The sequence below is a fragment of the Enterobacter sp. 168J2 genome (assembly GCF_034107265.1).
Taxonomy (GTDB): domain Bacteria; phylum Pseudomonadota; class Gammaproteobacteria; order Enterobacterales; family Enterobacteriaceae; genus Enterobacter; species Enterobacter nematophilus.
The window spans coordinates 502,479-514,726 of the sequence record NZ_JAWNEB010000001.1; the positions used below are offsets into that span (position 1 = coordinate 502,479).

11 protein-coding genes are annotated in these 12,248 nt (G+C 60.6%); 6 read left to right on the top strand and 5 right to left on the bottom strand.

All coding sequences use genetic code 11. The annotated features are described in order from the left end of the window. The first annotated feature begins 41 nt into the window (after positions 1 to 41). Genes USG84_RS02420 through USG84_RS02435 form a run of 4 tightly spaced genes read left to right on the top strand, consistent with a single transcriptional unit; the run spans position 42 to position 4,956 of the window. Positions 42 to 1,880: a DUF2264 domain-containing protein gene (locus tag USG84_RS02420; RefSeq protein ID WP_253541455.1), complete on the top strand. Its 1,839-nt coding sequence runs from the start codon at positions 42 to 44 to the stop codon at positions 1,878 to 1,880. Next, entirely contained in the window at positions 1,877 to 3,157 is a 1,281-nt protein-coding gene (locus USG84_RS02425; protein ID WP_151412849.1) for an oligosaccharide MFS transporter, read from the top strand. Before USG84_RS02420 ends, USG84_RS02425 begins: the two co-directional genes overlap by 4 nt. A 13-nt stretch (positions 3,158 to 3,170) precedes the next feature. Beyond that, complete coding sequence (locus USG84_RS02430) at positions 3,171 to 4,361, top strand: glycoside hydrolase family 88 protein (protein ID WP_151412850.1); 1,191 nt, start codon at positions 3,171 to 3,173, stop codon at positions 4,359 to 4,361. A 22-nt stretch (positions 4,362 to 4,383) separates the two neighbouring features. Beyond that, on the top strand, positions 4,384 to 4,956 hold the full coding sequence (locus USG84_RS02435; RefSeq protein WP_151412851.1) for a DJ-1/PfpI family protein: 573 nt from the start codon (positions 4,384 to 4,386) through the stop codon (positions 4,954 to 4,956). Between the two features lie 63 nt (positions 4,957 to 5,019). Here the strand turns inward: USG84_RS02435 and USG84_RS02440 are convergent, their stop codons facing one another. Genes USG84_RS02440 through hpxO form a run of 3 tightly spaced genes read right to left on the bottom strand, consistent with a single transcriptional unit; the run spans position 5,020 to position 8,171 of the window. Continuing rightward, entirely contained in the window at positions 5,020 to 5,955 is a 936-nt protein-coding gene (locus tag USG84_RS02440; RefSeq protein ID WP_253541457.1) for a PDR/VanB family oxidoreductase, read from the bottom strand. A gap of 11 nt (positions 5,956 to 5,966) precedes the next feature. Then, entirely contained in the window at positions 5,967 to 7,001 is a 1,035-nt protein-coding gene (hpxD, locus tag USG84_RS02445; RefSeq protein WP_320738147.1) for a molybdenum cofactor-independent xanthine hydroxylase subunit HpxD, read from the bottom strand. A 15-nt stretch (positions 7,002 to 7,016) separates the two neighbouring features. Next, the gene (gene hpxO, locus USG84_RS02450; protein WP_253541463.1) at positions 7,017 to 8,171 is read right to left on the bottom strand and encodes an FAD-dependent urate hydroxylase HpxO; all 1,155 of its coding nucleotides are present in this window, start codon (positions 8,169 to 8,171) and stop codon (positions 7,017 to 7,019) included. A 239-nt stretch (positions 8,172 to 8,410) separates the two neighbouring features. Between hpxO and uraD the strand changes: the two genes are divergently transcribed. Further along, positions 8,411 to 8,911 (top strand): 2-oxo-4-hydroxy-4-carboxy-5-ureidoimidazoline decarboxylase, encoded by a 501-nt coding sequence (gene uraD, locus USG84_RS02455; protein ID WP_151412852.1) that lies wholly within the window; start codon positions 8,411 to 8,413, stop codon positions 8,909 to 8,911. Beyond that, positions 8,908 to 9,231, top strand: coding sequence for a hydroxyisourate hydrolase (uraH, locus tag USG84_RS02460; RefSeq protein WP_061098646.1), 324 nt, complete (start codon positions 8,908 to 8,910; stop codon positions 9,229 to 9,231). The genes uraD and uraH overlap by 4 nt, the downstream gene beginning before the upstream one ends. Here the strand turns inward: uraH and guaD are convergent. Then, positions 9,211 to 10,527, bottom strand: coding sequence for a guanine deaminase (gene guaD / locus USG84_RS02465; RefSeq protein WP_320738148.1), 1,317 nt, complete (start codon positions 10,525 to 10,527; stop codon positions 9,211 to 9,213). The genes uraH and guaD overlap by 21 nt on opposite strands. Before the next feature lie 102 nt (positions 10,528 to 10,629). Next, entirely contained in the window at positions 10,630 to 12,126 is a 1,497-nt protein-coding gene (locus USG84_RS02470; RefSeq protein ID WP_151412853.1) for an NCS1 family nucleobase:cation symporter-1, read from the bottom strand. Positions 12,127 to 12,248 lie beyond the last annotated feature (122 nt).

Sequence of the window (12,248 nt, forward strand, 5' to 3'; positions counted from 1 at the left end):
CAATAACTTATCTCTACCCTCGTGTAATGCGGGAGGACCCTGTGCAACCTGAAAACATTCATCTGGATAATTCACTGACAAGCCGGGAAGAGGTGCAACGGCTGGTCAACGACATGCTGAACGCGGTGGCGCCCTTTTTTAAAAAAGACGCCAGCCGCATTGATTTAGCGAACTTTACCGCTCACTACGGCCAGCAGGTCGCGAGCATGGAAACCTTTTCCCGCCTGCTGTGGGGGGTGACGCCGCTGTTGGCTGGCGGCAGCGAGCCGCAGCACTTCTCTTTCTATATACAGGCGATAAAAAACGGCACCAATCCGCAGCATGCCGATTACTGGGGCGACGTGGCGCCTTACGATCAGCGAATTGTCGAGATGGCGGCCTACGGGCTGCTGCTGGCGCTGGCGGGTGAAACCGTACTGGCGCACTTCACCGAGACGGAGAAAGAGAATTTATGGCGCTGGCTAAAGCAGTGCGAGACCCGGGAAATCCCCGATAACAACTGGCACTTCTTTCCGATTCTGGTGCAGGTCGGCTTCCATTATTGCGGCATGCCAACTAACCCGCAGGCGCTGGAAGATCATTTTGCTGCCATGGAGCATTACTACCTCGGCGATGGCTGGTACTCCGATGGTCCGGGCCGGCCGCGCGACTATTACATCTCGATGGGCTTTCATTTCTATGGCCTGATTTACGCGAAGCTCATGGCCGGGGTCGATCCACAGCGCTGTGCAACGCTGCATGACCGGGCCGCGCGTTTCTCCTCTGACTTCATCCATTTCTTTGCCGAAGACGGCGCGGCGATCCCGTTTGGCCGTAGCCTGACCTACCGCTTTGCCGAGGCGGCGTTCTGGAGTGCGGCGGCCTTCGCCGGGCTGGAGGTCTTTTCGCCTGGCGTGATGAAGGGCATCGTTCTGCGCCATCTGCGCTGGTGGCTGAAGCAACCGATGTTCGACCGCGACGGCGTGCTGAGCGTCGGCTACAGCTATCCGAACCTGGCGATGGCGGAAGACTACAACGCGCCGGGTTCGCCATACTGGGGCCTGAAGACCCTGCTGGTGCTGGCATTAGATGAGGGCAATGCCTTCTGGCAGGCGGCTGAGCTGCCGCTGCCGCCGTTGCCCGCGCAGCACACGATAGCCCACGCGGATCAGGTGGTGGTGCATCAGGCCGACCACCTGTGGATGCTGACGTCCGGCCAGCTGGAGCTGAACAACTTCGTCAATACCGAAGCGAAATACTGCAAATTTGCCTATTCCACCCGCTTTGGCTTCACCATCGAACGCGGGCGCTACGGCCTGAACCATGCCGCGCCCGATTCGATGCTGCTGCTGGCCGAAAAGGATAACTACTGGCGTGGGCGCCGCGAATGCCAGCACGTGGTCACCGCTGACGGCACCATTTACAGCCGCTGGCTGCCGTGGCGCGACGCGGTGATTGAGAGCTGGCTGCTGGCGCTGGGCGATTGGCAGCTGCGCGTCCATCGTATCCATACCCGGCGCGCGCTGGACTGCGCGGAGGGAGGCTTTAGCCTGGCGAACCGCCCGCAGCCGCAGGTCCACGAGAGCGACGGCGCCTGCTGGTTACGCAATGCCCGGGATGTCTCAGCCATTTTCTGTTTACACCCGCACGCCCGCCGCGGCGAGACGGTAGTGACGCCGCCAAACAGTAATCTGCTGTTCGCCGAGCGCGCGGCGGTGCCAGTGCTGCGCGGTGAACTCGACCCCGGCAAGCATGTGTTAATCAGCGCGGTGTGGGCGGGAAATGCCGCCGACTTCGACCCGCAACGCTGTCCACAGGCCATCATTAGCGATGACGCGGTACGCTTCGTGACGGCACGACAAGAAACGACGCTCGTTCTGGCCCCGGAGGCATCGCTATGAGCACATCATCGTCCGTACGCGCCGCACAGTACAAAATGAGTACCTTTATTTTTCTTTACTTCTTCACCTGGTCATCCAGCTTTGGCCTGTACGCCTTATGGCTGAGCCAGAAAGTGGGTCTCGATAGCGTCACCATCGGCAGCGTGTTCGCCATCAACGGCGTCTTCGCGGTGGTCCTGAAGCCGGTGTACGGCTACATCATGGACAAAATCGGCATGAGCAAGTGGCTGCTCTATTTTGTCTGCGCCATCTCTGCGCTGATGGCCCCGTTCTTCGCGCTGGTGTACCAGCCGCTGCTGCAAAGCCATGCGATGGCGGGGATTATCATCGGCGCGCTGTATCTGAGCCTGGGCTGGTACGCCGGCGTGGCGGCGTCTGAATCTTATGCCGACCGCTTTAGCCGCCTGTACGGGCTGGAGTTTGGCCGCATCAGAATGTGGGGTTCGCTGGGCTGGGCGATGGCGGCTTCGGTCTCCGGGCTGTTGTTTAATTTCACGCCGCTGGCCAACTTTCTGCTCAGCAGCGGTACCTCGGTACTGATGCTGCTGGTGCTGATGAGCCTCAAAATCGGCGACGAACAGCTGCGCAACAACAGCGTCATCTCCGCCAATAAGATCGTTTTTGCCGACGTGCTGATGCTGCTGAAAAACCGCAAATTCTGGATGTTCAGCCTCTACGTCGCCGGAGTGGCGTGGATGATGTTTATCGCCGAGCAGCAGTTCCCGCGCTACTTCGTGTCGTTCTTCGCCACCAAAGAGCAGGGTAATGCCTGGTACGGCTACCTGAGCACCGTCCAGTCGGGAATGGAGTTCGTGATGATGATGTTTATCCCGTGGCTGGTGAACCACTACGGTGCGAAGCGCGGCCTGCTGTTCTGCGGCTGCGTGGTCGGAGCACGGCTGATCGCATCCGGGCTGACCAGCGACCCGATTGTTATCTCCATCATCAAACCGTTTTATGGCGTCGAGATCGCGCTGCTGCTGATTTCGGTCTTCAAATACATCGCCGAACATTTCCATCGTCGGGTTAACGCCACGATGTACCTGCTGGGCTACCAGGCGATGATTTACGTGGGTTCGATTGTGGTCGCCCCGCCTGCCGGCTACCTGTACGACAGGATAGGCTTTGAGCATACCTATCTGCTGATGGGCTGCTGCGCCCTGATGTTTACGCTGATTTCCGCCTTTACGCTATCGCGCTGCCAGTCGAATCGCGATGTTTCACGACCCTTTGCTCCGGCTTTAGATACCGTCCCGGTTGAACCGGCCAAACATTAATTCAGGAGTTGTTATGACCAAATCTGTTATCACCGAAGCGCTGCGGCCGATCGAACTGCATCAGGTCGATCGCCTGGCGCTGAGCCAGAAGCTGGAAGCGGCCTTAACCCGCGTCACACGCAAGCTAGACAAGAATATTATCGCCTTCGGCGATAAGTTCCCCGGCGAAGCCTGTGAGAAGGGCGTCTGGCCGCGCACCGATAACGTGGAGTGGACCACCAGCTTTTGGCCTGGCCAGCTGTGGCTGGCGTGGGAGATGACCGGCAAAGCGCATTATCGCGAAGCCGCCGAGCGCTATTTACCGTCGTTCGCCCGGCGTATTGAGCAGCGTATCGACACCGCAACGCACGATCTCGGGTTCCTCTATTCGCTCTCCTGCATCAGCGCCTGGCGTCTCACCGGCAACGAAGCGGCTCGCCAGTCGGCGCTGCTGGCAGCCGGGCTCCTGATGGAGCGTTTTAACCCAACGGCCAGCATTATTCAGGCGTGGGGTGATTTAAACGACACGGAGCAGCAGGGGCGAATGATCATCGACTGCAATATGAACCTGCCGCTGCTGTACTGGGCCAGCGAACAGACCGGGGATCCGCGCTATGCGCAGGCGGCGACGGCTCACGCCGGACAAGCAGCGAACTATATCGTGCGTGAAGATGCCTCGACGTATCACACTTACTATATGGATGTGCAGACGGGTGAGCCGCGCTTTGGCAACACCCATCAGGGCTACAGCGATACCTCGTGTTGGTCGCGCGGCCAGGCATGGGGCATTTACGGCTTTCTGCTCAGCTATCAGCACACCGGCGATAAGCAGATGGTTGAGCTGTCACGCAGCCTGGCGCATTACTTCCTCAACCGTCTGCCGGAAGATGATGTGTGCCACTGGGATCTGGCCCTGCTCGGTACCGACGCCGTGCGCGACAGTTCAGCGGCGGCGATTGCCGCCTGTGGCCTGCTGGAGCTGGTCAAGGCGCTGCCGACGCTCGACGCACACCGCGCGTATTATGAAGAGATGGCGCTGCGTATTGCGCAGTCGCTGACCGAAAACTACCTTGCTCATGACGACGATCCGACCGAAGGGCTGCTGCAGCACTCGGTTTATCATATGGGCAGCGGTAAGGGCGTCGATCAGTGCTGTAGCTGGGGAGACTATTTTTATCTTGAGCTGCTGGTGCGGCTGCGACAGATTTGGCACCCGTACTGGTAACCCTTAAGCAATGGAGAGCAAGATGAAAAGCGTAGCCGTGCTATTAGCCCCCGGTTTTGAAGAGGGGGAAGCGATTGTCACTATCGATATCCTGCGCCGCCTGAATATTACGGTACAGACGATAGCCTGCGGCGAGAGTCGCGAGGTGGTGAGCTATCACGCCATCCCAATGGTGGCGGATAGCACCCTGAAGGCCAGCCTCGATCGGACCTTTGACGCCGTGGTGTTACCGGGGGGCCCGGAAGGCAGCGTCAACCTGGCGAAAAGCACGGAGGTGATTGCCTTCGTTCGCCGCCATGATGAAGCGGGCAAATATATCTGCCCGATCTGCTCCGCCGCCGCCCGCGTGCTGGGCGGCAACGGACTGCTCAAAGGGCGCCGCTATGTCTGTTCCGGCGATTTGTGGAAAACGGTCAGCGATGGCATTTACGTCGATGCCGATGTGGTGGAAGACGGCAATCTGCTGAGCGGCCGTGGGCTGGGTAAAGTATTTGATTTCGCCTTTACCCTGGCGGCGCGATTACAGGGCGATGAAGCGTTGGCGCGCGAGCAGGCCAGCCATATTGATTATGCGTGGCCGCCGGGACGCGTCTGATAACAAAGCGTTGCTGGCACAACTGAAAAACCTCCGGCTATGCCGGAGGATAGTTATTTCGTTTTACAGCGCAATCACCAGCTCCCCGGAGTGACTCCGCGAACAGCAGAGCGCCACCTGCTGGTTAGCCGCGCTTTTTTCCGTATCCGACTGCACGCTATCCCTGTGGTCCACCACGCCGTCAATCACCGGCGTCAGGCAGGCGCCGCAGATCCCCATTTCGCAGGACAGCGGCACGTCCACGCCGTTTTCCTGTAATACCTGAGCGATGGTCTTATCCGCAGGCACCGGCCAGCGCTCGCCGGTGGAGGCAAGTTTGACGGTAAAAATCTCTCCCGCGTCTCCCGCGGCAGGAGGGGCTACAGGCTGGAACGCCTCGCTGTGGATATGGGCGTCATCCCAACCCTTCGCCGCCGCCAAATCGCGCGCTTTCTCCATAAACCCCGCGGGTCCGCACACCCACGCGTGCAGCCCCGCCTCAGGCGCCGGGAGATGCTCCGCCAGCGTGGTTCGTGGGCTGGTGGTATGAATAATGCAGTCAGCGCACTGCGAGAGTTCGCGCGCAAACGCCGCGCTTTCCCGGCTTCTGACGTAATAGTGCAGCGTAAACGGCGTCCCGATAGCTTTCAAATGCAGAGCCATCGCATACAGCGGCGTAATGCCAATCCCTGCTGCCAGCAGCAATACCCGCTCTGCCTGATGCAGCGGAAACAGATTGCGGGGGGCCGAGATCGAAAGCCTCTGGCCCGGACGCAGCGTTTCGTGAACGTAGCGCGACCCGCCGCGCGAGGCGGCTTCCCGCCCCACGCAGATAAGATAGCTCTCCTCCCTAAAATCCCCGGTCAGGGAGTACTGGCGGACCACGCCGCAGGGCAGGTGGACATCAATGTGCGCGCCGGGCTGCCACGCCGGCAGCGCTTCGCCGTTTTCGGCCACCAGCCTGACGGCGAGGCTTTTATCCCCCTCTCGCCACAGCCCGTCAACGATCGCGTTCAGCATATTGGCCTCCGTCATACCAGGAAAAATTCGCCAAAGCCCATCTTCTTCAGTCCCCGACGGTAGGCAATCGAACTCTTATCTGCCGGAATATGGGCTTCCAGAGTGAGATCCAGCGGCAGGCTTTCCGGGCGCTGGGTTTCGACCATCAGGCGATCCTCTTCGAAGATGCGTAGGTTAAAGGCATGCACGTCTTCCACCGGAATATGCAGATCAAAGTTGCGCGCGATAGGCGCGAACATGCGGGTCACCCGTGACGAGACGGGCGAGGCGGCGTTCATAATCACCAGCCGCGATTCACCCGGAAAATGAATCGTCAGGGTGGCGGTAAACGGCAGATGCATTTCAAAATGGCGCAGCCACTGGAACCCTTCTGGCGCCTGCACGGGTGAACTGGCGGGATAGTTGCTCACGGAACTCCAGTAATCGGCCACGAAACCGAAAGGCGTCTCCTGCGGCTGATAGTGGGGCACCAGTGGGTTATTGGGGTCGGCAAAGGTATCGGTGTGGATCCAGGCAAAGTGCGCCACGTCCAGAAACCCCTCCACCTGGCGCCCGGCGAAGCCGTTCACCTCAAACGCCGGGCAGTTGATCTGCTGAAATCCGTCGTCGTCCCAGTGCGGCATGGTGGGCAGCGGCACGGGATTGTCCGGGTCAAACGCCAGGCAGGTCCAGATCAGGCCGAAGCGCTCTTCCACCGCGTAGTTAATCAGGTTCAGCTTCGCCGGAACGGGCTGGTCGGGGCTGGACGGAATACGGTTGCAGCGCCCGTCCTCCCCAAAGCGGAGGCCGTGGTACGGGCAGATAATCCCGTGCTCATCGTGAAAGCCCAGCGTCAGCGGCACGCCGCGGTGCGGGCAGACGTCACGGGCGACCACGACCTGGTCGTTAATTCGATAAATTACCAGCTGTTCATCCAGCAGGGTGGCTTTGACCGGCGCCGGGCCGACGTCGCAGGCGCGCGCGACCGGATGCCAGCATTTCGCCAGACGTAGCCAGTCTTCTGGCTCAAACGTGCAGTGGGCGGGTGGAGTCGGTTCTCTTTTCATCGTTGTCCCTCCTGTTCAGCCTAACGGGCCGCCCTGAATGGTCTCGCACAGACCGTTGATAATGCGCTCTCCGGTCTCCTCTTTGAGCTCCTGATACCAGGCCTGCGTCAACGCCATGTCTTTCCCGTGGGTGACGTCGCAGCGTTTACGCGCCTTCAGCACCAGGTCACGCACACGGTCGCAGCGCAGGGCTTCGTACTGCCGCAGCGCCAGCGTAATGTTGTGGTTTTCACGCAGGCATTCGCCCAGCACCACGGCGTCCTCCATGGCCGCGCAGCCGCCCTGGCCGATATCCGGCGTGGTGCTGTGCCCGGCATCGCCGAGCAGCGCGACGCTGCCGCGCACCAGGCTGTCGAACGGCTCGATGTCATGGATTTCAATGCGGTTGGTGGTATCGGGATCCAGCGCGGCGATAAGCTTCTGCACCGGCGGTGCCCAGCCGCGGAAGTAGCCCGTGAGATCGGCGCGCAGGGTGGTGCGATCCTCCGCCAGGCCTGCGGGCAGCGGCACGTCAAAAAAGAAGTAGAAGCGTCCGCCGGAGACGGGCATCAGCGAGACGCGTTTGCCCTCGCCAACGAAGGTGGTCCACTGGTGCGCCGGGGCAATCTCTTCGTCAATTTTCACCAGCCCGTTCCAGTTCACGTAGCCGGCGTAGCGGCGCTCCGGGGTATAGCCCAGCACATACGGGCGAACCGCCGAGTGGCTGCCGTCTGCGGCAATCAGGAAATCCCCGGCTGCCGTGGTGCCGTCGGTGAAGGTGACGCTCACGCCCGCGTCGTCTTCGTGGACGTGTTCCACGCGCTTGCCAAACTGCACCTTGTCGCGCCCCCAGAAGTCCAGCATCTCGCGCTGGAGTTCAGCGCGCGAGACGGGGCAGGGGCGCCCGCCGGTACGCTCCACCAGCGGGGCGAGGCTGAAGCGGGTCAGGGTGTCGCCGCGCCGGTAATCCTTGTAGGCCATAAAACGCATCGGACCGCCCCAGGTCTCGATAATGTCGCCCATGCCGAGGTGCTGCATACATTTCACGCCGTTAGGCCAGATGGAGATGGCCGCCCCGACGGGCCGGATCTCTTTTACGGCTTCGAACACGGTACAGTCGATGCCCGCTTTCTTTAGCGCGACGGCGGCGCTCAGGCCGCCAATACCCGCGCCAATGACGATTGCTTTCATGCTTCTCTCCTTTTGCAGGGTGTAAAAACATTCAGCAATTTGCGTACCAGGCTGCAGAGTGGCGAAAACAGCGTTGTGGGAGATGGGTTTGCACTGCTAAGGTGCGCAAACGCGGTGAACATGCCTTTTTATGAATCAATAATTTCCTGTTCAGCCATACAGAATCGACTGTTTCACACCGGCCACAAGAGTGGCGCGGTTTGTGCAACAACCCGGAGGATGACAATAAAGGAGACATCATGATCGCACTGCACGACTTCAATCATCTTCCTGAGAAAGAGGCTCTCGCGCTAATCCACCCCTGCGTGGCGCTCCCCGGCTGGGCTGAGGCGCTGGTTTGCGGTCGGCCTTACCCGAGCCGGAGTGAATTAACGATCGCGGCGCAGGCGATGATGCAGCGCTGGGATGAGGCGGCGTTAGCGCAAGCCCTGAGCGCCCACCCGCGCATCGGCGAAAAGCCCGCGGGTGCACAGGCGGAGGCGGCGCTGTCGCGTCAGGAGCAGGGCGCGGTGAATGACCGGGACGCGGCGCTTGCGCAGGCGCTGCGCGAGGGCAACGCCCGCTATGAGGCCCGCTTCGGGCGCGTTTTTCTGATCCGCGCGAAGGGCCGCAGCGGCGAGGACATTTTACAGATACTGAACGCGCGGCTGGAGAACAGCGACGCGCAGGAAGTGCAGGCGGCGCTGGAACAGCTGCGGGAAATTACGCTGCTGCGGCTGGAAGGAGTGATTAGCGAATGAGCACGCTCAGCACCCATATTCTCGATATTTCAACGGGCAAACCCGCAGAGGGCGTGACGGTCCATCTGCAGCAGGACGGGAACACGCTGGCCACGGGCGTGACCAACGCGCAGGGGCGCATTGCCGCGTTCGTTTCGTCTCTGCCCGCAGGCCGCTATCGGCTGGTGGCGGAGATCGGCGCGTGGTTTCACGAAACCGGCCGGGAGACGATCTACCCCTGCGCGCAAATTGATTTTGTGACGGGAGAAACGGCAGACGAGCACTTCCATCTGCCGTTTGTGATTGCGCCCGGCGGGTGGTCAACCTACCGGGGCAGTTGACCACACCCGCTCGCCGTTGACCCAGGTCTCGCTGATGTTGCGCTCGTCGCCCAGGGTCATCAGCACAAATAGCTGCTCGTAGATATCCTGACAGCGGCGATTGCGCAGGCGCTGCAGCGGCGTCACGTCAGGATCGATAACCACAAAATCCGCCTCTTTGCCGGGGGCGAAGTTGCCAATCTTGTCGTCCAGCCTGAGGGCGTGCGCGCCGCCCAGCGTGGCGTGATAAAACGCCTCGCTGGCGCGCAGGCGGTAGCTCTGAAGCTGGCCGACCTTGTAGGCTTCTCCCAGGGTGCGCAGCATGCTGAAGGTGGTGCCCGCGCCGACGTCGGTGCCGATGCCCATCCGCACCCTGTGCTGCCAGCAGGCGGGCAGGCGAAACAGCCCGCTACCGAGAAACAGGTTCGAGGTGGGGCAAAACGCCACCGCCGAACCGGTGTCGTGCAGGCACTGCCACTCGCTGTGGTGGAGATGAATCGCGTGGGCAAACACGCTGCGCTCGCCGGTCAGGCCGTAGTGGTGATACACGTCCAGATAGCGCTCGTGCTCCGGCCAGAGATCGTTCACCCAGGCCACTTCGTTTGGGTTTTCGCTGAGATGGGTTTGCAGCCAGGTATCCGGGAACTCCTCTCTGAGCAGGCTGACCGCGGCGAGCAGCTCGGGTGAGGACGTTGGGGCAAAGCGCGGCGTAATGGCATACCCCAGCCGCCCCCGCTGATGCCAGCGCTGGATCAGCTCCCGCGTTTGCCGGTAGCTCTGCTTTGCGTCTTCGCTCAGGTAGTCCGGCGCGTGCCGGTCCATCATCACCTTCCCGGCGATAAGGCGCATGTTGAGGCGCAGGGCCTCGGTAAACAGCGCCTCGACCGATTCCGGATGCAGCGTGCAAAACACCAGCGCGGTGGTGGTGCCGTTGCTCACCAGCTGGTTAATGAAAAATTCGGCGATCTCCTTCGCGTAGGCTTCATCGGCAAACTGGCTCTCCACCGGGAAGGTGTAGGTGATAAGCCACTCAAGCAGCTGTTCGCCAAAGGCGCCGATCATCTCCGTTTGCGGATAATGAACGTGGGTGTCGACAAAACCGGGCAGCAGCAGCCTGCCGCGCAGGTCGGTGTAGCCTTTGTGAGGGTCAAGATACTGCTCGCCCTCCTGCCACGCCGTGCGCGCCAGAATTTTACCGTTCTGGATAAACAGCAGCCCGTCCTCAAGGTAGCGCGCGTGTTGGGCGATCGCGTCTGCGCTGTCGCAGACCTGGGCGATATCGAAAAATGCACCGCGTATCGCAGTCTGGTATTCCATCGTGGGTCCTGCCTTAGTGTTTGCGTAGCGGGGTGAAAAGGCTCAGCAAGAACGGTGCCAGAATGAACGGGCCGCAGATAAACTGCGGCCGAAGGGAGGGGGTTACTCTTTTTGCGTTGCCACGCGGGAGCTGAACGAGGCCGCGCCTGCCGTCTCGCGCTCTTCCCGCGCCAGCCAGCGGTAGGTCACGCCGCCGAGGAAGACGCCGATAAACCAGCTGAAGTTTGCCACCTCATGCAGGGCCGGGATAAAGCCAATCACCAGCCCCACGGCAACGGACGGGATCAGCGCGCCAATGGCCTTCGGGTTAAAGCCGTTGCGGTACCAGTATTTGCCCTTTGGCGTGTCGTCGAACAGATCGTCTACCGACACCTTGCCGCGCTTAATCAGGTAGAAATCGGCAATCAGAATGCCGAACAGCGGGCCGATAAACGCGCCGAGCACGTCCAGGGTGTAGTGGATAAGCTCCGGCGAGTTGAACAGGTTCCACGGGGTGAGCAGGATCGAGCCGACGGCGGCAATCATCCCCCCGGTGCGGAAGCTGATCTTCTGCGGCGAGCAGTTAGAGAAATCAAACGCCGGTGAGACAAAGTTCGCGACGATGTTGATCCCGATGGTGGCGGTGATCATGGTCAGCAGGCCAATCGCCACGGCCAGATCGTTACCCACGCGGCTGACGGTTTCGATCGGGTCGGTGATCATGCGGCCAAACAGCGACTGGGTGCCGGAGACAATCACCACGGTGACGATGGAGAACAGCAGGAAGTTAAACGGCAGCCCCCAGCGGTTACCGCGGCGGATCTCGCCCATGCTTTTGCCGTAGCGGGAGAAGTCGCCAAAGTTGAGCAGCGGGCCGGAGAAGTAGGAGACCACCAGCGCGGTCGCGGTGATCATCTGCCAGGTCTGCTCGCCCGCGCTCAGGGATTTGCTGGCGAGGGTAAAGGAGATCCCGTCAAAGCCGGTCTTGTATACAATCCAGCCCGCGAGGGCCAGCATCACCACATAGACCGCGGGACCAGCGATATCAATAAAGCGCTTAATGGCGCTCATGCCGTGCCAGAAGACCATCGCCTGAAGGACCCACATGATGGCAAAGCAGATCCAGCCCAGCGGCGACAGGCCCAGGAAGGCACCGGTGGTAAGGCTCGCCAGAGAAGGCCAGAACTTCAGCACCACCAGCATCAGCGCGTTGGCGGCAAGCCAGGTCTGGATGCCGTACCACGCAAAGGCGATAAGCCCGCGGATCACCGCCGGAATATTGGCCCCGAAGACGCCAAACGCCTGACGGCTGATCACCGCGTAGGGTACGCCCGCCATCTGGCTAGGTTTTGCGACCAGGTTGGCGCACAGCTGCACAATGCAGATCCCCACCAGCAGGCAGAGCAGCACCTGCCAGCTTGCCAGCCCGAGCGTAAAGAAGCTCGCGGCAACAACGTAACCCCCCATGCTGTGAACGTCGGACATCCAGAAAGAAAAGATGTTGTACCAGCTCCAGTTCTGGTCACGCGTTGGTGCCAGATCCTCATTGCAAAGACGTGGGCTGTAAACCGCACCGGAATCAGCGGCCGTACCCTGCTGTGCGTTTTGACTGTTTGGCATGAATCCTGCTCCTGTTAATGAAAACCCGTTGAGTGGGAGTGCAAACGGTATTGCAGGATTCAGGCCAAAATAATAAATCTTGTATGCAATATTTTATTTTTATGTATACGATTCGCTAACGA

What these genes read in the sequence shown, in the direction of transcription:
- guaD (WP_320738148.1), bottom strand. Translation starts at nt 10,527, where the DNA reads ATGGAATACCAGACTGCGATACGCGGTGCATTTTTCGATATCGCCCAG.
- USG84_RS02435 (WP_151412851.1), top strand. Translation starts at nt 4,384, where the DNA reads ATGAAAAGCGTAGCCGTGCTATTAGCCCCCGGTTTTGAAGAGGGGGAA.
- USG84_RS02430 (WP_151412850.1), top strand. Translation starts at nt 3,171, where the DNA reads ATGACCAAATCTGTTATCACCGAAGCGCTGCGGCCGATCGAACTGCAT.
- hpxD (WP_320738147.1), bottom strand. Translation starts at nt 7,001, where the DNA reads ATGAAAAGAGAACCGACTCCACCCGCCCACTGCACGTTTGAGCCAGAA.
- USG84_RS02470 (WP_151412853.1), bottom strand. Translation starts at nt 12,126, where the DNA reads ATGCCAAACAGTCAAAACGCACAGCAGGGTACGGCCGCTGATTCCGGT.
- USG84_RS02440 (WP_253541457.1), bottom strand. Translation starts at nt 5,955, where the DNA reads ATGCTGAACGCGATCGTTGACGGGCTGTGGCGAGAGGGGGATAAAAGC.
- uraH (WP_061098646.1), top strand. Translation starts at nt 8,908, where the DNA reads ATGAGCACGCTCAGCACCCATATTCTCGATATTTCAACGGGCAAACCC.
- uraD (WP_151412852.1), top strand. Translation starts at nt 8,411, where the DNA reads ATGATCGCACTGCACGACTTCAATCATCTTCCTGAGAAAGAGGCTCTC.
- hpxO (WP_253541463.1), bottom strand. Translation starts at nt 8,171, where the DNA reads ATGAAAGCAATCGTCATTGGCGCGGGTATTGGCGGCCTGAGCGCCGCC.
- USG84_RS02425 (WP_151412849.1), top strand. Translation starts at nt 1,877, where the DNA reads ATGAGCACATCATCGTCCGTACGCGCCGCACAGTACAAAATGAGTACC.